The organism is Xenophilus azovorans DSM 13620, from assembly GCF_000745855.1.
Lineage (GTDB): Bacteria > Pseudomonadota > Gammaproteobacteria > Burkholderiales > Burkholderiaceae_C > Xenophilus > Xenophilus azovorans.
Map to the genome: position 1 here is coordinate 1 of NZ_JQKD01000017.1, position 20,665 is coordinate 20,665.

Annotated in this window: 22 protein-coding genes and 1 pseudogene; 3 read left to right on the top strand and 20 right to left on the bottom strand. The window is 62.0% G+C overall.

Annotated elements, in window-relative coordinates; all coding sequences use genetic code 11:
• The 4 genes from Q392_RS32740 to Q392_RS34040 form a co-directional block, all read right to left on the bottom strand.
• Positions 1–269: transposase (locus tag Q392_RS32740; RefSeq protein WP_038206561.1), on the bottom strand; the 269-nt coding region annotated here is incomplete at its 3' end.
• Positions 270–306: 37 nt separating this feature from the next.
• The gene (locus Q392_RS31860) at positions 307–663 is read right to left on the bottom strand and encodes a CcdB family protein (protein ID WP_084216993.1); all 357 of its coding nucleotides are present in this window, start codon (positions 661–663) and stop codon (positions 307–309) included.
• 2 nt (positions 664–665) lie between these two features.
• On the bottom strand, positions 666–935 hold the full coding sequence (locus Q392_RS31275; RefSeq protein WP_051953266.1) for a type II toxin-antitoxin system Phd/YefM family antitoxin: 270 nt from the start codon (positions 933–935) through the stop codon (positions 666–668).
• A 243-nt stretch (positions 936–1,178) separates the two neighbouring features.
• A complete protein-coding gene (locus tag Q392_RS34040) occupies positions 1,179–1,307 on the bottom strand; it encodes a hypothetical protein (protein WP_281173405.1) in 129 nt (42 codons plus the stop codon).
• A gap of 58 nt (positions 1,308–1,365) precedes the next feature.
• Here Q392_RS34040 and Q392_RS10805 point away from each other — a divergent pair.
• Positions 1,366–1,737, top strand: a pseudogene (locus Q392_RS10805) (GTP-binding protein); the annotation flags it as partial.
• 80 nt (positions 1,738–1,817) lie between these two features.
• On the opposite strand, the gene Q392_RS31865 reads toward Q392_RS10805, so the two are convergent.
• The 14 genes from Q392_RS31865 to Q392_RS10860 all read right to left on the bottom strand — a co-directional run bounded on the left by Q392_RS31865 (position 1,818) and on the right by Q392_RS10860 (position 18,007).
• Positions 1,818–2,396: a class I SAM-dependent methyltransferase gene (locus tag Q392_RS31865; protein ID WP_281173407.1), complete on the bottom strand. Its 579-nt coding sequence runs from the start codon at positions 2,394–2,396 to the stop codon at positions 1,818–1,820.
• A gap of 37 nt (positions 2,397–2,433) precedes the next feature.
• A complete protein-coding gene (locus Q392_RS10810; RefSeq protein ID WP_211260226.1) occupies positions 2,434–3,540 on the bottom strand; it encodes a glycosyltransferase family 4 protein in 1,107 nt (368 codons plus the stop codon).
• A 42-nt stretch (positions 3,541–3,582) separates the two neighbouring features.
• On the bottom strand, positions 3,583–4,683 hold the full coding sequence (gene glf / locus Q392_RS10815; RefSeq protein WP_038206359.1) for a UDP-galactopyranose mutase: 1,101 nt from the start codon (positions 4,681–4,683) through the stop codon (positions 3,583–3,585).
• Positions 4,680–5,588, bottom strand: a complete 909-nt coding sequence (locus Q392_RS33875; RefSeq protein ID WP_051953271.1) for a glycosyltransferase — start codon at positions 5,586–5,588, stop codon at positions 4,680–4,682. Before Q392_RS33875 ends, glf begins: the two co-directional genes overlap by 4 nt.
• 32 nt (positions 5,589–5,620) lie before the next feature.
• Positions 5,621–6,628, bottom strand: coding sequence for a glycosyltransferase family 2 protein (locus tag Q392_RS31870; RefSeq protein WP_084216995.1), 1,008 nt, complete (start codon positions 6,626–6,628; stop codon positions 5,621–5,623).
• Positions 6,629–7,621 (bottom strand): glycosyltransferase family 2 protein, encoded by a 993-nt coding sequence (locus Q392_RS31875; protein ID WP_084216996.1) that lies wholly within the window; start codon positions 7,619–7,621, stop codon positions 6,629–6,631. It abuts the gene before it with no gap.
• Between the two features lie 5 nt (positions 7,622–7,626).
• Entirely contained in the window at positions 7,627–8,214 is a 588-nt protein-coding gene (locus Q392_RS31880) for a class I SAM-dependent methyltransferase (protein WP_211260228.1), read from the bottom strand.
• A gap of 56 nt (positions 8,215–8,270) precedes the next feature.
• Positions 8,271–9,989, bottom strand: a complete 1,719-nt coding sequence (locus Q392_RS10830) for an ABC transporter ATP-binding protein (protein ID WP_038206366.1) — start codon at positions 9,987–9,989, stop codon at positions 8,271–8,273.
• Positions 9,990–10,001: 12 nt separating this feature from the next.
• Positions 10,002–11,309 carry a nucleotide sugar dehydrogenase gene (locus Q392_RS10835; RefSeq protein WP_038206579.1) on the bottom strand — a complete coding sequence of 436 codons (1,308 nt, stop codon included), beginning with the start codon at positions 11,307–11,309 and terminating at the stop codon, positions 10,002–10,004.
• 75 nt (positions 11,310–11,384) lie between these two features.
• Positions 11,385–12,548: a glycosyltransferase gene (locus tag Q392_RS10840; RefSeq protein ID WP_245610694.1), complete on the bottom strand. Its 1,164-nt coding sequence runs from the start codon at positions 12,546–12,548 to the stop codon at positions 11,385–11,387.
• 95 nt (positions 12,549–12,643) lie between these two features.
• Positions 12,644–14,596 (bottom strand): acyltransferase family protein, encoded by a 1,953-nt coding sequence (locus Q392_RS10845; protein ID WP_084216998.1) that lies wholly within the window; start codon positions 14,594–14,596, stop codon positions 12,644–12,646.
• Between the two features lie 15 nt (positions 14,597–14,611).
• Complete coding sequence (locus tag Q392_RS10850; RefSeq protein WP_038206372.1) at positions 14,612–15,487, bottom strand: glycosyltransferase family 2 protein; 876 nt, start codon at positions 15,485–15,487, stop codon at positions 14,612–14,614.
• On the bottom strand, positions 15,484–17,439 hold the full coding sequence (locus tag Q392_RS10855) for a hypothetical protein (protein ID WP_038206374.1): 1,956 nt from the start codon (positions 17,437–17,439) through the stop codon (positions 15,484–15,486). Before Q392_RS10855 ends, Q392_RS10850 begins: the two co-directional genes overlap by 4 nt.
• A gap of 118 nt (positions 17,440–17,557) precedes the next feature.
• Positions 17,558–18,007 (bottom strand): pilin, encoded by a 450-nt coding sequence (locus Q392_RS10860; RefSeq protein ID WP_038206377.1) that lies wholly within the window; start codon positions 18,005–18,007, stop codon positions 17,558–17,560.
• A 311-nt stretch (positions 18,008–18,318) separates the two neighbouring features.
• Between Q392_RS10860 and Q392_RS10865 the strand changes: the two genes are divergently transcribed.
• Together Q392_RS10865 and Q392_RS10870 are read left to right on the top strand one after the other, a co-directional pair.
• The gene (locus tag Q392_RS10865; RefSeq protein WP_038206381.1) at positions 18,319–18,570 is read left to right on the top strand and encodes a hypothetical protein; all 252 of its coding nucleotides are present in this window, start codon (positions 18,319–18,321) and stop codon (positions 18,568–18,570) included.
• Positions 18,567–18,986, top strand: a complete 420-nt coding sequence (locus Q392_RS10870) for a TA system VapC family ribonuclease toxin (RefSeq protein ID WP_038206391.1) — start codon at positions 18,567–18,569, stop codon at positions 18,984–18,986. Before Q392_RS10865 ends, Q392_RS10870 begins: the two co-directional genes overlap by 4 nt.
• 145 nt (positions 18,987–19,131) lie before the next feature.
• Here Q392_RS10870 and Q392_RS10875 read toward each other — a convergent pair whose 3' ends face one another.
• Complete coding sequence (locus tag Q392_RS10875) at positions 19,132–20,361, bottom strand: type II toxin-antitoxin system HipA family toxin (protein ID WP_038206394.1); 1,230 nt, start codon at positions 20,359–20,361, stop codon at positions 19,132–19,134.
• Positions 20,358–20,663, bottom strand: a complete 306-nt coding sequence (locus tag Q392_RS10880) for a helix-turn-helix transcriptional regulator (protein ID WP_169748299.1) — start codon at positions 20,661–20,663, stop codon at positions 20,358–20,360. Before Q392_RS10880 ends, Q392_RS10875 begins: the two co-directional genes overlap by 4 nt.
• Positions 20,664–20,665: the final 2 nt, after the last annotated feature.

Here is a 20,665-nt window from a genome sequence, read left to right on the forward strand (position 1 = left end):
TGGACCGGCACAAAGGCTGGTGCAGCGCCCTCGGGCTCGACGGCTGCCGGCGCGGCCAGCACTACCGTCTTGCGTTCGTGCTTGCGCACCCAGGTGTTCAGCAGGTTGGCGTTGATGCCGCAGTCGCGCGCCAGCTTGGCCATCGAGATGCCTGGCCGACCGCAGGCCTCGATCAGTTCCTGCTTGGCCTGCGCGTCATAGACACACCGGCCATCGCGCTTGCGGCCAACGATCAGCCGCCCGGCCAACTCCGAAACCCACTCTGACATTACGTTCCCATCTACATGTACGTGGGCACGTAGGCTCTCAGGTCAGCGGGCTGGCGAGAAGGACGTGGTTAATTGCCCGCTTACGTTCATCCATCGCGTCGGCGATCTGCTGGCCTGACTCGGCCAGGGAGCCCACGCGGTCGCCCAGTTGATCCAGCGCCACCGACACCACATCCAGAGGGTGCAGCACCAGCGCCTCGCCCTCGATGGTGAAGACGGGATTCATGCGCGTGCCCGCCAGCGCCGCCGTGGCGCCGGGCATGGCCGCGCGGCGCACCAGCGGCACCACCACGCGGCGCCGATAACGGTCGAACTGGGCCGACTGGACGCTCACCACGAAGGGAATGGCCTCGCGCTGTGCGCCCTTGTTGCGATGCACGTCGAACTGGGCCATGCCTACAGTGTCGAGTGCTCGTCGGCGAAAGAGCCCAGCTCCGCATGCACCGCATTCCAGCCTTCCGCGCAGGCCTGGGCCCATTGCCGATGCTGCCGCTCCAGGGCGCCGCCCTGCGCGCTGCGCGCACGCTGCAGTTCGGCCATCTCCTGCGGGGAAATGACATAGGCGACCGTGCGCCCCCGCCGCGTGACCGACACCGATTCGCGCTGCACGGTATCCAGCAACTGGCCGAAGCGGTTCTGCGCTTCGACGGACGTCATGCTCAGCATGGGCCTTCCTTCCAGGATTTCTGAATTGGCTAAATTGTACAGTTTGAAGGGGCACCGTCGGCGGTGCTTCCGCCCCAGCGGATTCCTCGACACAGCCGGCACGGGTTCTGGGGGCAGGCCGCTCTTCCACGAACGGGAAGGCTGCCGCCAGCATGCCGTCGAGGATCCGCGCCGTCGGCGCATCGGCCTGGGCGGTCAGCAGGCCGGCCACGACGACGTCGGTATCGATGATGGCTGGCGCCTTCATCCGAGATGCGCCCGCACTTCCTTCTGCGCCAGTTCCACCGCGCCGGCTTCGCCCAGGCTGCTGCGCTTGCGCGCGCGCCGCACCAGGTCGCGCGGTTCGCTCAGGGTGATGGTCAGCCGGCTCATGATGGCGGGGGCAGGATGCGCCTTGATGCTTTGACGCCATAGCCATGTGATTGACCATCGCATGCTGGCCGACTCCCCGGACGCGGACATCGTCTTCGTCGAGAGCGGCGGCGACAACCTGGCCGCCACCTTCAGCCCCGAGCTCTCGGACCTGACCATCTACGTGATCGACGTCGCCGCCGGCGAGAAGATCCCGCGCAAGGGCGGCCCCGGCATCACCAAGAGCGACCTGTTCGTCATCAACAAGACCGACCTGGCCCCGCACGTGGGCGCCAGCCTGGAGGTGATGCGCGCCGACACCGAGCGCATGCGGCGCGGCAAGCCCTTCGTGATGACCAACCTCAAGACGCTGGCGGGGTTGGATGAGGTGGTGGCGCTGATCGAGCGGCAGGGGTTGCTGCGGGCGGATCAAAAGGCAGTCACCGCTTGACCGCGCGGGCGACATTGCCATCGCCCCAATCCACCCCATAGAACCAGCGTCGCACTACACAGAACGGGCGAAACAGCCGCTCATCGACCCAGGACAGCATGCGTGCAATGCCCGAGTTTGGCCTGAGCGTTGCGGATGCTACGCTCCTTAGCGCTCATGCTGTCGTAACTCTTGTCCTTGGCCACGATTCGATTCGAAACGCGACGTGTCAGTTCTGTGAGGGGAAAGCCATAGCTGATGATCCAAATCTCGCCGAAACCCGCCCGCTCCAGCAGTTCGTGCAGTTCTTTCTTCTCGTACCGACGCACATGCCCCACCAGTTCATCGGATCGCCCGAATTTGCGCTGATGCGCGGGCACTGAAAAGACAGCACGCCCTCCAGGACGCAAATAGGCCGCCCATTCGGTCAAGACAGCCAGGTCCGGTTCGATGTGTTCGAGCACTTCGAATGCGGCGAGATAGTCGAAGGATGCCGGCAGCAGTTCCGCCACCGAATCGAAAACCCGAACTCGATCACCGGCGAATGCCAGGTTGCGGCGCATCATGGCACGGCTGTCCTCACCCAGGTCCGATGCGGCACCTGTGTGCCCTCGCTCGAGCAGGAAGCGTGTCATGTAGCCGGTGCCCGCCCCATTTCCAGGAAGCGGCCGGGCAGCCAGTCGCCGATGAGGTCGTCAATGGCGCTTTCGCGAAGAATCAGTTTGGGTTGTTTGCCTGGCATCGTTCAGCGGCAGCGGGATCAGGTAGATGGCGCGCCATGTCTTCAACCAGCGCACGCCAGTCGCGAATGGGCAACGCCGGTTGCTCTGCACGATCGAGTTGGGCAAGCACTGCCTTCGCCAGCGCATCGGCATCGCCCGGTTTGAACAGCAGATTCGGATAGCCGGCAAACAGTTCGCCCGTCGCACCCACATTCGCCGCAATGAGGGGAAGCCGGCAGGCCAGCATTTCATACGCCTTCTGGGGAAAGCAGTACCGGCCGAACGGCGTGTCGAGCACAGAGATCACCCCCACGTCCAGTGCACAGAACAGTCGAGCCACTTGGTCGTGAGGCAGCATGCCCAAGTGATGCACACGATCTCCGACGGGCGGCTGACACTGCGGCTCCGTGGGGCCGGCCAAGACCAGATGCGCGTCGGGCCGCGCCGCCGCGATCTGCGGCCACGCGGCGTAAAGCGGCTCGATGCCCTTCTCCCGGTACAAGCCACCGGCCGTGCCGATCAGCCGGGCATCGGCCGGCAGCCCCAACGCAGCCCGACATGCCTGCCTGTCGCGCGGCTTGAAGACCGAAAGATCCACGCTGCTGGGCATGGCCAACACTGCGCCGCGCGGCCGGCATACGGCCTGTACGTGCTCACGCAGCAATGCGCTCGTGGTCGTCACCAGGTCGGCTCGCCGCACGCCCCAGCGCAACGCCGGCACGAAACCCGGGATGCGCGCCTGCCCGAAGCCTTCGAAGTTGTCGTAGAGGTCGGCGGCGTAAAAGCAACCCAGCCTGTGCGCCAGCCAGGCGCCTAGCGCCACATGCGGAATGTCGGACGCACCGATCAGCACGTCCGGTTTGAAAGCACGTAGCGCTGTCAATGCCTCCCAGCCATAGGCCGCCCTCGGCAGGCGCCCACGAGGCCGCAGGGCATGCGATTGCCAGCGTAGGCGACCGGGCATGGCCTCATGCGTCCACGCGCCATCTTCACGGCCCTGATAGTCCAAACACAGGCCCAGCACATCGTGCCCCAGCAAGGCCAGTTGATGAGGAATCTCGTACAGGCGTGCATAGCGATCAAGGACCACATCCTTGCTCATGTACCGGCGCTTGCACAGAAAGGCGATTCGCATCGGACCCGCTCAACGCCACGCCTCGATCAGCCGCCGCGCCGCCGCCAGCGATGCGGCCACCACCTGGTCCATGTTGTAGTAGCGGTACTCCGCCAGCCGCCCCACGAAGGTCACGCCCGGCTCCGCCTCTGCAAGCGCCTGATAGCGCTTGAACAGCGCCTCGTTCTCGTCGCTGGGAATGGGGTAATACGGATCACCCTCGGCCTGCGGGTACTCGCGCACGATGGACGTACCCGGATGCGGCTGGCCGGTCAGGTGCTTGAACTCCGTGATGCGCGTGTAGGCGTGGTCGTTGGGATAGTTGACGGTGCCCACGGGCTGGTACTGCTGCACGCCCGCCAGGTGCTCGTGCTCGAAGCGCAGCGAGCGGTAAGGCAGAGGGCCGTAGCAGTGGTTGAAGTAGGCGTCGATGGGCCCCGTGTAGACCACGTGGTCGAAACCGCCGCGCCCGCGTACGTCAGCGAAATCCACGCCCAGTTCGACCGTGATGTTGGGGTGATCGAGCATGCGCTCGAACATCTTCGTGTAGCCATGCAGCGGCATGGCCTGGAAGGTGTCGGTGAAATAGCGGTCATCGGTGTTGGTGCGCACCGGAATGCGCGCCGCCACGCCCGCTTTCAGCTGCGAGGGCTCCATGCCCCATTGCTTGCGCGTGTAGTTGAGGAAGAACTTCTCGTATAGATCGCGGCCCACGCTGTTGAGCACCACGTCTTCGCTCGTTCTCACCGGATCGCGCGGCTCGCGCACGCGCTCGAAGAAGGCCGCCGCACCAGCCTCGTCAAGTTGCAGGCCGTACAGTTGGTTGAGCGTGTCGCGGTTGATGGGAAAGGGATGGGGCTTGCCGTCCACCACGCCCAGCACGCGATGCTCATAGGGGCGCCATTCAGTGAAACGCGAAAGAAACGCCCACACCTTCTCGCTATTGGTGTGGAAGATGTGCGGCCCATAACGGTGCACCAGCACGGCGTGCGTGTCCGCTTCGTCGAAGGCATTGCCGGCGATGTGCGGGCGGCGGTCGATGATGTGGACCTTGCTGCCCGCGTCGGCCAGTTCGCGGGCGACCACGGAACCGGCGAAACCGGCGCCGACAATGAAGGTGCTTGAACTCACTGGATTCTCCAGAACGTGTGCCTCTTGCCACTGATGCCTAGCAGGCCGTCGATGAAGCCGGCGGTGAAGGCGTGCAGTTGGGCCAGCTTGCGCGGTTCCTTGAACAAAGCCGCAGCAAGGCGCACCAGCGAGCCTGGGATGGTTTGTGTAAACAGCCGCAGGCCGTAGTGCCTGCGGGCGATCAGCAGCCGATTGCGCGTGTCGTAATAGCGCTTCCACGGCGGCAGGGCTAGGCAGGTCAGGGTGCGGCCCAGCACCCGCATCTTGTACGGACGGGACTTGGGGTGCTCGATGCGGCTCCTGCCGGCGATCATCACTTTCGCGCCAGCATATTGCGCACGCACGCAATATTCCACGTCATCGGCGGCGATGAAGTAGCCGGCATCGGGCAAGCCGATACGCACCACCAGATCGCGGTGGATAAGAAAGCCCAGGAAAGGCAGGGATTGCACCTGGGCGCAGGCCGGCACATCATCCGGCCGACTCACTTCTCCCACCGGTGGATCGAGCACCGTGGTCAGCCACGAGGTTTCATCCCCGCACACCGCCAGCGAGCCATAGACCTGCATCGGATCGACCGCCACGCGGATCAGCTCTTTCAGCGCATCCGGGTGCGGTTCGGCGTCGTCGTCCATCATCCACACCCATTCGGCGCCGCTGTCGATGGCGTGCTTCAGGCCCGCGGCAAAGCCGCCCGCGCCACCTGTGTTCTCCGGCAGAACGAGCAGCTCCGCGCCAAGCTGATCCAGCCAGCCCTCGGCAGCCAGCATCTCGCGCGTGCCGTCGGTAGAGGCGTTATCCACGATAAGCAGTCGCGAAGGCTGCAAGGTCTGCGCGGCATGCGCCACCAGGGCCTTGCGCAGTAAATGCTGGCGGTTGTAGGTGACGATGATGGCGGTGACCATGCTGCTTCGGGCCTGGTTTCTATTCATGACGTTCACAATGCACGCCGATAATCGTATCCAGCAATCAGACTCTTAGCGCCACCCCAGCCAAGCGAAAGCCAGCGCTTAGGAAGCAGCAACCACAATAACAATCGTGGGTCGATATGATGAAAGCCGGGGTAGGTATACACCGGCTGCGGTGGGCGAACGCGCCGATTTATCTGTAATGCGCGATTGGCTATACCAGTCCAACGTAAGGGGCGAAAAGGGAAAGCTCGATGGACCAAATCCATCAGCGCTTCAGCAGTCAGGTCGGCCAAATGTTCATCCCAGCGCCCTTGCTGCTGCAATGTATTTTTTGCTTCAAGCAAGGCTTGGGCGGTGGCTTCGTGTATGAAGCCTGACGGTCGATTCAATGACTGGCGCTCGCCGGCATGCTGATACCACACGCCTACTACATGATTGAAACGCTTCCAATGACGATGTGCCGCAGTAACGTAGCGGATCAGCCAGACAATATCCTCGGATTGGCGTAGACCTACTGGCCATTGCAGGCCATGTAATGTTGCTGTCCTATATACCGGAGCAAAGGTAAGCTGAACCCGTTTTCGAGTTAGTGTGGCCTCGCAGGCCGTTTGCTCGTCGGGCTGAGAAAGTATGTCGAGCAACTCATTATTTTGATCACGAATTTCAGCATTGCCAGAGCAGAAATCCAGATTTTCATGCAGCACGAATTGGTACTGCGCCTTGGCCGCCTCCGGTATCAGGTAATCATCGTCATCCAGAAAGCGAAGCAATTGCCCGGTGGCATGCTCGATGCCAAGATTTCGAGCGTGATTGGCGTCTGCTTGTTCAGTTTGCAATACATGAATGGCTGCATTGCTAGGCAAGGGAATACTATTTGGCAAGACAAAGGAGCCTGCTTCAGATCCATTGACGACCACGATGATTTCCGTGAACAGCGATTCGTCATCGACAAAGGTGCTGACAATGGCGCGTCGCAACAGTTCCTGGCGCTTACCTGTGGCTGGGATGATGATGGAAATTTTTTGTCTTATCATTCAAAATTCCCACGCGTTCTTTATCCCTCGATTTACCAGACGCTGACGCTTCAAGTGATTCATCCAGCGTTTGGGAAGCATGAGGGATTCCATTGCCAGAGGAGGAAGGCATCTCCCCAATGGCTTGTTGTAGATGGCTATATCGGGGTAAGTGCCCGGAAAGCGTCCTTGAACCTTTTTTATAACGGGATACCAGTATCCTGGACTCATGAAGAACCCTGCGTGAATCAAGGACCACATCCCTTGCGCTGCAAACTGGGCTCTGTCGTCAGCGAGCCGATGGTTATGAGTTAAGTGCTCAATCGTTTCCCACAGAAGCCGTTCTTGGAGCTTTAGATGTTCACTCGGCCCAAATGCTGCCGAAATTTGAGAGGAAGAATGTTGTCTCCATGCGTATCCGCTTGCATCAATTTTCCCCCATCGCCAATCTCTTAGCTGACAGAGGTGATGCACCCAATGCGTATCTTGTCCAACATTAATTCCTTCATCAAACCAAAAATCACATATCGGTGGGCGAAGATATATGTGAAATGAAAATCCAGTTTGTCGTTGAGAGGAAAGCACGGCTGAAACGAAGTCGTCTGTAGATGCAAGATTCAACCTTTTGATGAGACGCCCATCATGCGCAACTAGATCTACCGGTGCCGAAGCGATTTCAAGCGATTCTTTCTCAGCAAGCTCTATTAGCTGAGTGGCACCTGCAAGCAGGTAATCGTCATCATCAAGGAACCATAGATACTTGCCTACGGCAAGTCGCTTCCCTTCATTTCTGGCGGCGTTGGCATGGGCCTTGGCTATCGGATGCCATTGCACGAGCTGGTCATGCTTGAACAACTCGGCCACCGCCTTCCACGACTCATCCGGCCCGTTCGGTACCACGATCACTTCCACATCTTCATCCGGCGTAGCCTGCAGGGCGCTTTTGATGGCGCGGGGCAGGAACTGGGGGCGGTTGTGGGTGGGGATGATGACGGAGAGCAGTGGGCTAGCCATGTTTCCTAACTGCAAAGATCCAATATGAAGAAGCGGTGATAAGGGTTTTCATGAACCCGATAGGTTGATATTTTGCAATTTTTCTGCGCATGGGATTTGATGGCATCCATGACGCGCGGAAGATCATATCCTTGCTTGCCTATCTCCCAATAGTGTTCCCCATCGAATACATGTTTTTGGGGCTTTTTGAAAGGATTTTTTATTATAAATTGGACCTTTCGTATGTAAGGCAGAGAGATGGTGTTGGGCCAGCAATATCCAGCTTCGGGAAGGCTGATAATGGCGATTTTTTTGGCCACCCGGCACATTTCCTGTAATGCCTTCATGCTGGTATCAAACGGCATGTGCTCAAGCACTTGAAAGGCACAAACGGCGTCAAATGAGTTGTCGGGCAAGGGGAGCGCGTCAGCGCTCCCGATGTAGTCTGGATTTAGCTCTGGGTCAAGGTCGAGTGTTTTAAAATTGAGACCGATATTGACCGCTATGTTTTTGAATATTCCGGGGCCGGGTCCAATTTCCAACACGGATTTTGGATTCTGCTTTAGCACTTCATCAAGTTGATGCCAGACGCTTGCCCAGCGGGCTTTCGTCATATATCGACTGAACTCGTAATGAGATCTTTCTACTTGTTTTTCCATACTTGGTGCTGTCAGCTTGTTTTGGCGATTGCCAGAATCCGGCTGCAAGCCTGAAGGCTTGCCTCCCGGTGCGCAATGACCACGATGGTCTTGCTGCCGGAAAGCGCCCGTATCGCCTCATTGACAGCCGACTCCGTCGCGCCATCCAACGCGCTCGTCGCCTCGTCCATGAACAACACGGGCGGATCGCGGTACAGCGCGCGGGCAATGCCGATGCGCTGGCGCTGCCCGCCGGAAAGGCGAATGCCGCGGTCGCCTACCGGGGTGCCGTAGCCCTGGGGCAGTTCGTTCATCACGAAATCGTGGATTTGCGCGGCGCGGGCGGCGCGTTGCACGGCCTGCATGTCGATCTGGTCCGGAGGGACGCCGAAGGCGATGTTGGCGGCCGCGCTGGCGTCGGCAATGTAAATGTGCTGCGGCACGTAGCCAATGGCGGCCCGCCAGGCTGGCAGGTTCTGCGCGGTGATGGTCTGGCCGTCCACGCTCAGGGTACCGGCCTGGGGCACTAGCAGGCCGAGCAGGATGTCCATCACCGTGCTTTTGCCGGCGCCGCTGGGGCCTTTGATGCCCACGCTGGTATTGACCGGGATGAGCAGGTTGAAGCCGTCGAGCACGGCTTTGCCGGGCGTGGAGGGGTAGGCGTAGCGGATGCCGCTCAGGCGGATTTCCTGCCGCGGCAGGATGGTCGGCTGTTTGGCAGGCGCGGCGACGGGCAGCGGCAGCGACATGTCACGGTGCAGGCTGTCCAGCGTGGCGCTGGCGAACTTGAGGCGGGCAAAACCCCGGTACATGATCTGTGCGGCGGGCAAGAGCCGATAGGCAGCAAAGCCGTAAAGGCCCAGCGCCGGCAGCACGTGGGCCACGTCGCCACTTTTGAGCAGCAGCGCCAGCGCAATGAGGATGAGGCCGGTGTAGCCGGTAGCTTCCACCAGGTAGAGGGGGGTCTGGCTCAGGGTTTCGCTGGCGGCCATGTGGCGCGCCTGCGTGCGCGAGGCCTGCTGGTAGCGCTGCTGGTACGCCGCTTCGGCGTGGGAGATCTTGATATCGCGGATGCCTTGGAGGGCTTCGTTGCAGGTCTGGTAGCGCTGGCGGTTGGCTTCCACCATTTCGGTGCCGATGCGCTTAAGGCGACGGCGCACCAGCAGGTAGATGAGGCCATACAGGCTGCCCACCACGGCCACGATGGCCAGCGCGGTTAACGGGTTGTAGGCGAACACCAGCGCCAGCATGGCCAGCACCATGATGCCCTGAACGATGACCTGTGACATGGGTTGGATCAGGTTGCCCATGACCATGTCCACTTCGGCCAGGATGGTTTTGGAAAGCTCCGCCGTGTTGCGGTGGATGAAGAATTCGTAAGGCTGGGCCAGATAGCGCGCCATTAGCCGGCTGCTGATGGAATGGCGCAGCAAATGCACGAAGCGGTTGAGCAGGTGCTGGGTGACGGTCTTGAAGGCGGAGGAGGCCAGCACCAGCACGATGGACGCAATGCCAAGCGCGATGATGAAGCTGCGCGTATCGGCAAAGCCCAGGCCGGTGTAGGCTGCCTGCAGCCAGGGGTTTTCCTGCACCACACCGGGCCGCGCCAGCACCGAGAGAAACGGCATGATGGAAACGACCCCCAGCGTTTCGGCCAGTGCCATCAGCAGCGCCAGCGCCAGCATGCCCGCCGCCTTGCGCTGCTCGGCGGGGGCGAAGAGTTGCCAGACTTTGCGGAGGGTGGAACGCATCGGGCGGGAGCTTTAGGCGGCGACCGTGTTGCCAGCCGCTGGCAGTCGCCCGCGCGTGTCCACAATCACCCGCGCATGCCGTTGCAGCAGCGCGTAGTCAAAGGCGTCGTGGTCCGTGGCCAGCACCAGGCAGTCGAAACCGGTCATGTTCTCGGGGGTGATAGGCTCGGAGCGCAGGTCGAACTCGTAGTCGCGCTTGCGCGGAAAGACGGGCACATGCGGATCGCTGTACGCCACATCGGCTCCCTTGGCGCGCAGCACATCCATGATCTCGACGGCGGGCGATTCGCGCGTGTCGTCGATGTTCTTTTTGTAGGCCAGCCCCAGCACCAGGATGCGGCTGCCCTTGATGGCCTTGCCGCGTTCGTTCAATGCATCAGCCACTTTACCCACGACCCACTGCGGCATGTGGTGGTTAATCTCGCCCGCAAGTTCGATGAATCGGGTGTTGACGCCGTACTCGCGCGCCTTCCAGGTCAGGTAGAACGGGTCGATGGGAATGCAGTGGCCACCTAACCCGGGACCGGGTTTGTACGGCACAAAGCCGAAGGGCTTGGTGGCGGCCGCACTGATGACTTCGTGAATGTCGATACCCATCCTGTCAGCCACGATCTTCATCTCGTTGACCAGGCCGATGTTCACCGCGCGGTGGATGTTTTCCAGCAACTTGGTCATCTCGGCCGCGCGGGTGGAACTGACAGGCACCAGTGTCTGGATGGCGTGGGCGTACAGCGCCTGGCCCAATTGCAGGCAAACGGGCGTGGTGCCGCCGATGACCTTGGGGATGTCCTTGGTGCCGTAGTCGGGGTTGCCGGGGTCTTCGCGCTCGGGCGAGAAGACCAGCGCGCAGTCGCGCCCCGGCTCCAGGCCACGTGCCCGCAGACGCGGCGCGATCACTTCATCGGTGGTGCCGGGCCAAGTGGTACTTTCCAGGCTCAGCAGCTGGCCCGGGCGCATGTGCGGCAGCAGCGCCTCGACCGTGTCGACGATGAAACTCAGGTCGGGCTGGCGATGCGCATCGAGCGGGGTGGGGACGCAGATGATGAGCGCATCGGCCTCCGCGGTGCGGGCGAAGTCCGCGGTCGCCTCGAAGCCCGCCGCTCGTACCCGGGCGATCTGCTGCGGCGTGATGCGCTCGATGTAGCTGCCGCCCTGGTTGAGCCGCTCGACCTTGGCACGGTCGATGTCGAAGCCGATCACCTTCAGGCCGACTTCGGCAAAGCGCAGAGCCAGGGGCAGGCCGACGTAGCCCAGACCATAGATGGCAACGACAGCCGCACGGCTTTCAAAGCGCGCGGCGAGTTGGTCAAGCGAAGACATGGACATTGAGCGTTACAAGATGTAGGCAGCCATGATGCCAGAGGGCGTGCAAGCGCCCAAGGGCTTTGTTGGCGTTCACTTGCCGGTAGGGCGGCGTATTTCCGCCTCTGCGCCGCAGGCTGTGCGCAACAGGTCGGCATAGCGCTCGGCGACTCTGTTCCAGTCGAGCAGATCGAGCGCCCGCAAGCGCACGCGCTCGGCAGCGGCATGCGCCGCCTGCGGGTCTGCCAAGCTGGCCAATATCCGCTGGGCCAGCGCATCGGTATCTCGGGGGTCGATCGTCAAGGCCTTCGTATCTGCGCCCAGCATGTCCTCCAAGCCGGCCACGTACCCGGCCACCACGGGGCAACCGCACGCCACGGCTTCCATCAACGCGACGGGCAAACCCTCCTGGTCACCGGAATCGGCACGCACGAATGGCGCCACGAAGAGGGCCGCACGCCGATAGAGCGCAGGTAGATCGGCCTGTGGCACGGCACCCAGGAATCTCACGGCATGGGCAATGCCCAGTCGCCGCGCCTGCTCCTCCAACGCCTGCGCCTCGGGGCCGAAGCCAGCCACTGTAAGAACCGTACCGGGCCGGTGCAGCAAGACCCGCGGCAAGGCCTCAGTGAGATGGCGCAAGCCCTTTTTCTCTACCAGCCGCCCCACGAACAGCAGTTCATCGGGTTGGCGCGCCACGGTCGCATCGGGTACGAATCGACCGACGACGTCCACGCCCATGGGCAACACGCGCACGCGAGAATGGTCAACGCCGAGCGCATCGACTTCCTTCAGCATGGCGGCGCTGACCACGCTCGCACCTGCGGACTGACGCAATACGCCGCGCTTCAGGGCGTCCAGCGCGGCGCCGCGAAGGGCATACAGATCCGCGCCGTGAGACGTCACCACGTAGGGCAAGCAGCGCCCTCGCAACCCGCGCAGGCCCGCAGCGATCAGCCCTTGCGGAATCAGCCAATGCGCATGCACTACATCGACATGGCGCCGGCGCACGATGCGCCATGCAGCCCAAGCCTGCATGAGTACGAAGCCGGGGACTAACGCCAACATCCAGGGGTGGCGCCGCAGGTTGCCCACGATGCCGCCGTCATTCACCAGGCGCTCCCAGCGCTCAGGGGCATATCGGTAGCGCACTACTTCCACACCGTCCATCACTTCGCGCGGGCGGGCACCAGCCGCATGGGGGCACACGACCGTCACGTCGAACCGCAGTGCCAATCGCTTGGTCAGTTCATGCACGAAACCCGGCTCTGGGTCACCTTGCCAGCGAGGGTAGGTGGACGCCAGAACCAGCAGTTTCGGGCGATGTCTCGGCACGGATGGCGCTTGAGTTTTCACTGTTCACGCTTCGGCGCCAGCGCGGGCGCCAAGTCCGCCTGCAGCCTCTCGGTCAGCGTGTCGACGAAAGCGCCATCCAGGTGCTGTTGATCCCGATAGACCAATCGGCCGCCCATTACCGACCTGCACAACCCTTGTGGGCACACAGCGTCGCCCATGTCCAGCACCTGAACATTTGGATAGGCAGAAGCCGCCTGCAGAATCCATGCGGCAACCTTTTCTCTCCGCTCATCGGTTATCGACGCGACACAGTGCCGGGCTTCATCGAACCGACGCATGGATTGGCTCTTGCCTCCCGCGCAGATCGCGCCATTGAATGGCAGCACGGGGGTGGATTGCAAAACGAAGACATGTTTGGCCGCCGGCGCTACCTGCCGAAGCAAGTTGCGCGTGCCGTCGATCCACCCTTCCTGCTGCAAGGGCGCGTTGTGACTGGAGCCCAATATGACGACGTCCGGCCGGTCATGCACGACCTGTTTCAGCGCGCGCCGCCGCCAGACATCGCATTCATCGAATGTGCGGCCCAACCGAGGGTAGTAGAAAGAGCTCTCCGCCATAGGGCACGAGGACTTCGTCAGCACAACGAGCCTCCACTCCGGATCGGCGAATATCCTCTGCATAGCAGGAAACCACTGCACGCCAATGCTGTCGCCAAGCAGATAAGCAGTTTGCTTGGCATGTGGATTGCCATAAATGCATGGCTGCAGCGTATCGCTGTGATACCAATCATCGCAGCCTTGGGCATACAGCCCTGGAAACTTGGTTCTGTATGGACTCTCCACGGTCGCAGACCTCTTTGCCGCATGCTCGCCCCACAGGAACATGGATGTGGCTGCGATGCACATTAGCGTCATGGCCACGACATTCATCGCACGCGGCCAACGTAGCATGAAATTCCGACGACGCAACGGTCGCTCGATCCAAAGATATGACAGCACAGCCAGGCCCAGAGATATGGCAACGGCTGCAGTCTTCCCCAACGCTCCATGGAAGGGCAGCACCAGCGGCGCCAGCGTCAAAAGCGGCCAATGCCACAGGTACCAGCCGTAAGAAACGCGGCCCACAGCCAGCATGGCCCTGTGGCGCAACACCCGCTTCACACCCTGGCCTTCGGTGCATGCGTGCTCACCACCCCAAAGCAGCAGCGCCGTACCCAGCGTAGGAAGCAGGGCCCAGAAGCTGGGATATGGCCTGTTCTTGTCCAGGATCCACACGCTGACCAGCAAAAGTCCAGCCCCCAAGCGAATCGCCCATGCACGAAACGAGGTTCTTGCTCCGTCGAGCAGTCCGTTGCCGTTACCCAGCAGGTAGGACATTCCGCCCACTGCAAACTGCCAAGCGCGGCTTGGCATCATGTAGAAGGACAGGCGTGCATTCAGGTACGTCACAAGCACTGTCGCAACCAGCCCAAGCCCCGCTATCAGAGCCAGCGACAGCAACACACGTCGAGTCCACCGTCGCTGAGGCAGCGTTCCCCAGAGCACGAGCGTCAGAAGCAGAGGCCATACCAAATAGAACTGCTCCTCCACGCCGAGCGACCATGTATGCAGAAAGACGCTTGGCTCCGCGTCAGCGCCGAAATAGTTGACACCAGCACTCACGAAATGGAAGTTGGCGAGCCAGAGCGCAGCTGATGCACCCGCTACTGCTTCCAGCATCTGCGCGTAGGGTGGCAAAACCCACCAGCAAAGCAGGCCCGTGCCCAGCAGCATCGCGAGCAACGCGGGCAACAGCCGACGAAACCTGCGGGCGTAGAAAGTTGCCAAGTCGATGTGCCCGGACACCTTCCACGTCTGTAACAGGAGTCCTGTCACCAAATATTCGGAGATGACAAAGAAGACGTCTACGCCGATAAAGCCACTCGAAAACCCGGGCACATCAGCATGAGCGGCCACCACCAAACCAACGGCAACCGCACGCAACCCTTCCACATCTGGGCGATACCTCATTGCCTGCCGCCCGATTCAACGCTCTTCAGAATCCTTGTACATCAACGCTGTAATCTGCTCGGAGATCAAACCGATCAGGAAGATGATGACCGCAGCGCTGAACATCAGCACGCTCATGTTGGTAAAGCGGCCGTAGGAAAAGTAGGTGTACGCATAGTTCAGCAAACCGGCCAAGAAAAACAACAGGCTGACGGGTGCAAAGAGTTTGACCGGCGAGAACAGCGTGCCGATCTTGAAGATGATCAGCAGAAACCGTGCGCCGTCGCGCCACAGACGGATATGACTGGTCGAACCTTGCGCACGCGGCAAGACTCGAATGGGCACATAGGCCACCGAGTAACCGGCCCGAAAGAAAGCCATCGTCGACGTGGTGGGATACGAGAACCCATTGGGCAGCAGATACAGGAACGCGCGGAACCGGTCTGCGCGCACGGCCCTGAAGCCGGAAGTGAGATCTTCCACCGTCTGCCCCACCATCCATGAGGCAAGACGGTTGTAGAAGCCATTGGCCAATCCGCGATGGAAACTGGCTTGCCCCGTCTTGCTGCGCGCACCCACGGCCATGTCATAGCCCTGTTCGATGCGCTCCAGCAATTCCAAGGCCTCCTGGGGCTGGTGCTGGCCATCGGCATCCATGAACACGAGCACCTTCCCCTTCGCTGCACGCGCTCCGGTTTTGATGGCAGCCCCATTGCCCTTCGAATAGGGATGCGACACCACCGTCGCGCCGGCGTCTCGCGCAGCCTCGGCAGTCGCGTCAGTGGAACCGTCGTCCACCACGATGATTTCCGAACCGGGAAACTGCGCGCGGATACCGCCCACAGTCTGCCCCACGGCAGCTTCTTCATTCTTGGCTGGCAGCACAAACGATATCTCGTCCGGCAGAATCATCTAGCACCCTCCTTTTCAGCCTCTTCAACTTCCATAGAGGCATGATCCAACTGCCGCTGGATATCCAGCATCGCACTACGCAGGCCACCCAATTGTTCTGTCCAGGCTTTTCGGACTATCTTGTTCGGCGCCTTGGCCAAGACCATATTCACCCACTCCAATGCCCGCTCCAACTCGCCATGCGAGAACAAGTTCAACGCGACGGCTTGGGCAATAGACAGTGACGGGAAATCAAGGAAGGCACGCTGTGCATAGGCTGCATACTGCTTCACATCTCCCTCTTCCATCTGCGTCAATGCCATTTCGTAATTCAGGTGATGGCGGACCGCCGGATTCCAGCGGATAGAAGCGTTGTCGAGCATGCGGCCCAGCAAGCCGATGTAGTCTAGCCGGCTGATGCCCGCGCACTCACCTTTTCTTATTGCATTGCCCATGGCAGCAATTCCGGTGGGGATGCCTCCTGGCCTCTTCGTCACAGGAATCATCGCTTGGATGGCTGCAAACCTTGTCTGCAGTTCGTGTGCGTCGGCCGAGGAACAGTGCTTTGGAAAGAACTGGATCGCCACGTCAATGGCATTATTGGTCTGGGCGAATTCGTCGCTGACTCTCAGCGCGGCTGCTCTGAATCCGAGACGGAGGTAGTCGTTGGCGAGGGCCTGCGTTGCGCGCGTGGACCCTGGGTTGTGAATGACCCACATTTCATTGGCCAGCATCGGTTGTCCCCAGAGGGATGTGATCTGTTGCAGAGCAAAGATCTGCACAGCCAGCACGGCACCTGACACGAGCAAGACCAACTTGCGTTTCTGCGCAAGAGCCCACAATGCCCCCCCGGCCGAAACGAGAAAGAAACACGGTCCCAGCGCTGCGAGATAGTTTCGGTGCTCGAAATACAGTTCGAGCGGGATCACGGTGGATTCGATCTGGTGGCAGGCGAAGAACCAGACGATGGCGAAGAGCAGGAACTTGCCCAGTCGCCGAATCGCGGCGTCATGGCCGTGGCGTATCAATGCCAGCCCCACAACAAGTAGAGCCAGCCAAGCGATCAGCGCGGCGTAGGGTTGCCACATGGTCCACCCATAGACCGCGTGGCCGTCGTGATACGGCCCCAGCAGTGCTGCGCGAGGCAGCAGGATTTGCCGCACGTATTCCCACGAGATCACAGCCTGCGTCGCCACATGCTCCACCATGCTGTAGCCGCGATAGTGGATGAAGCGGCCCTGAATGCCATCCCACACGGTGACCAAGTGGTAGGCCAATGCCACCGGCACCAGGAGCAAGGCCCCGAAGATCCACAGGCGCCATACGCGGTGCACGATGGACTTGCTGGGGGATCGCTCAAAGAAGAACAGCTCAATCAGGGCGACTAGGGCAGCCGTGATCGCTCCGTTCTCCTTGCCCAGTACGCTCAACAGCGTGCCGATGCCCACGCACAGACTGAGCCAGAAGATACCGGCGACTGAAGGCGTGCCGGTATATCTCGCGCGCAGCGCCACATAGGCGTACAGCGTGAATAGAGTGAAGAAGGCGGACACCTGCGTCATGCGCTGCACAGGCATCAGGATGCTGCTGGCATGAATGGGGAGCAGCATCCAGAGCGCCGCGGCCGCGGTAGCGAGCCAGACGCTTATGCTGGCTTGGCTAGGTACGCGCACGAAGAGTCGCCGCATCAATAGGAAGACCAGCATCCCATTGAAGCCATGCAGCAGCAGGTTCAGGCGCGAAACACCCCAGGGGTTGCCCGTCCAGTCGTCATAGTTCGCAACGAAGGTCAGCAGGGATAGGGGACGCCCGGACGGGCCTGCCACGCCGCCGAAGACGAAGTCCACTAGCCCGGCATGGGTGCTGACGCCCGCGAGGGTGCGTAGGTTGATGAGGTCATCGAACTGCCAAGTCATGCCGCGCGCTTGCGCGTAGAGTAGCCACGCCAAAGCGGCACAGGCAGTCAGTGGCATCAAACCTGCGAAAAGCAGAAGATTCGATCTCGTTTGCAAGCACTTACCCATCAAACTCATACAGGCAAAAAAAAGCCCGATTGCTCGGGCTTTCTCCACTGCTGTGCAGTTTTGGTGGTTAGCTACGGAAGGCCGACGGACGCCACTTGTTGTCGAAGGTGCAAGCACCAGTCCAGGTCACACTACCGCCAGCGTCGTGCGGCGTCAGAGAACACGATTGCCCGCTGATCTTCTGGTTTACCTTCTTGCCGTACGTAGCGGTGATAACACCGTCAGCACCAACCGCCACCGAGGTCACATAGGAACCGGTAATGGAGGCCGGGATAGCATGGACACCCGCGGAAGCGTTGCTGGTCGGGAAACGACCCTTGTCTGCCCAGAAATCGGTCACACCATTCTTTGCCCCGGACATGAGCGATTGGCCTTCCGAGACTTGAGTGCGGATCGTGTAATCCTGATAAGCAGGCAGCGCGATCGCCGCCAGAATACCGATGATCGCCACGACGATCATCAGTTCGATCAGGGTGAAGCCCTTTTGCACTTGACGTGCGATGGAACGACGGTTCATGAGGAAGTTACTCCAGGTTGGTTTGAACAAGCCCGGGAACTCCTCCCCGGTGCGCTTCTTCTCTGCAGTCGCCGTGCCAGTCCGTACCAGGCCCGTTTCGGGCCAAAAAGTTCACGTATCGGTTACACGTTGTGACACGACGTGTACGCCCCTGGAAAAAAGTCGCTGACAAATTTGTCAAAGCAAGCGGCAACGATGCCGGGAGTGTCATCCGCAGCACAGATGCCCGGTGGTGCGGAACGGCACGGTTCCACCGAAGTGCGTTCCGACACTTCGTTGACATCAAGATGAGAGCGCATCATGATGCAATCATGCGAACCACCATCGATCTGCCTGCGGACCTGCACCAGGTCGCCACCAGCCTCGCGCGCCACAACAGGCGCAGCCTGGGCCAAGTCGTGGCCGACCTGATGCGGCGCGGCCTGGAGGCGTCGGCCCCTCGCGGCGCGCAGGATCCGGCGGCGGCGTTCCGGATGGACGAGGACACGGGCCTGCCCGTCATCCTCGGCGCGAGCCGGCCCATGACGGATGACGACGTGCGCGCGCTGGAAGACGAGGCATGACGCGCCCGCAGCGCGAAGCCGCCGTGCTGCTGGACGGCAACGTCCTCGTCGCGCTGACCTATCCGCCCCACGTGCACCATCCGGCGGCAAGGCAGTGGTTTCTGCGGCAGGTGGGCGCGTTCGCCTCGTGCCCCATCACGCAGGGCACGCTGGTGCGGATGCTGCTGCACTTTCAGGCCGTGCCCGGCATCGAGGACGCCATGGGCGTGCTGCGCGGCCTGACGGGCCATCCACGCCACCGCTTCTGGCCGGATGCGCTGGATTACCTGCGGGTGGACATGAAGGGCGTGATGGGCCACAGGCAGGTGACCGACGCTTATCTGGTGGCGCTGGCGAAGAAGAACGATGGCAGGCTGGCGACCTTCGACCAGGGGATGGCGGCGCTGCATCCGGAGACGGTCGAGCTGATCGCGTGAGCGGTGCCAGGGCCGGCGTGCCCGCTGCTGCGGGAATGCGTTCAACGATATCAACCGTTCACGCTGAACCTGTCGAAGCGCCGCGCGTGGCTTCGACAGACTCAGCCCGAACGGTCCTTGTCAATCGAACGCCCATCCGCATGAGTCAGGCGCGGCGCATCCAGGCCAGGGATTCGCGCCACGCATCTTCCATCTGCCGCAGCAACGCTGGCGCGATGGCGGCGTGCGGCTCGGCCAGGGCGCGCGCCATGGCTTCGGCGGTGCGGTCGATCACCCGGCCGGGATGATGCAGGCCGCAGACCTGGCGCCCGAAGGCTTCCAGTTCGGCGCGGGCGGGATAGCTGCGCGCAGGCGAGCGCTCGCCGCTGCGGCCGCCGCGCCAGAGCTTGAGCGCCATGGTGCGGTCCACGGTCTCGACGCCGCCGGGGCGCTCGTAGGGGTAGATGACGGTGGTCACCTGGTCGTAGACGGGGCTGGGCCAGACGCGCTCGTCGTCGTAGAGCACGGCGAAGTTCTTCAGGTGGGCGTCGCCGTTGCGCAGCAGCACGGCCAGCACGAGCTGCTCGTAGAACTGCCTCAGCGCTGCGGCAGGCTCGGTGCACACGAGGCGATAGGCGTGGGCCACGTCTTCGTAGCTGCCGATGTATTTGCGGCTGGAAAGGCGCTCGCGCACGCGCAGTTGCATGACGGCGGCGATGTCCTCGAAGCCGAGGCGGCTGCCGTCGGGGCGGATGTCGAACCGGTCGATCACGAGGAGCCGGCCGTCGGCTGAGAGATCGGCCGGCGGCACGGGTAGGCCGGCATGGCGGGCGGCGGAAAGGCAGAGCCATTCGTTGGCGCTCAGCCCGAGATAGCGCGGACCTTCGGCCTTGACGATGACGCTGGGGCCCGGCACGGCGGCCTTGTCGGCCACGGGCACCATGATCTTGGGCTGCATGCCGGCCAGGCCGGAGCCGGTGCCGAGGTAGTCGCCGACGAGCTGCTCGAACAGGGCCTCGCTGCGGCGGCCGGCCAGCAGGTCGGCGCGGGCGATGCCGGCGGGCACGGGCGGCAGGGGCTGGCCGGGCACCTGGCAGGCCACGCGGCCGATGGCACCATCGCCCATGAGGGCGAGGAGGTGCATCTTGGTGACGGGAAACTTGCCGAAGTGCGCGAGGATGCGTTCGAACAGGTAGCCCTCGGGCAGGTTCATGTCGAGCGCGGCGAAGAGGTCGCCGTCCTGGAAGGCGCGCTCGCTCACGGGCAGGCCCAGGCCGACGATGTGGCGTGCGCCGGCTTCGTAGACGAGGGTGTAGACGGAGCGTTTGCTCAGTTCGGCCTGACGCTCGCCGCCCACGAGCAGGTGCAGGTCGCGCAGTTTCTCCGGCAGGGTCATGGGTTGCCGTCGCCGGGGTCGTCGTCCTCGGAAGCGTGCAGGTGGGCGAAGGTCTGCGCGAGGTCGCTGGCACGCAGGGGGCCGGTGGGGGCGGCATCCAGCCTCAAGGCGAGCCCCAAGGGAGGCAGGATGGCCAGCAGGGAGCGCAGCGAGACGTCCTGCCCCGCCTCCAGCCGGTAGACGGGCATGCGCGACAGCCCGGCACGCTTGCCGAGTTCGGCCTGCGAGAGCTTTCTATCCCGTCGGGCCTGGCGCACGCGTTGGGCGATGTCTGCCAGCGCCAGCGGCGAATTGCTATTCATCC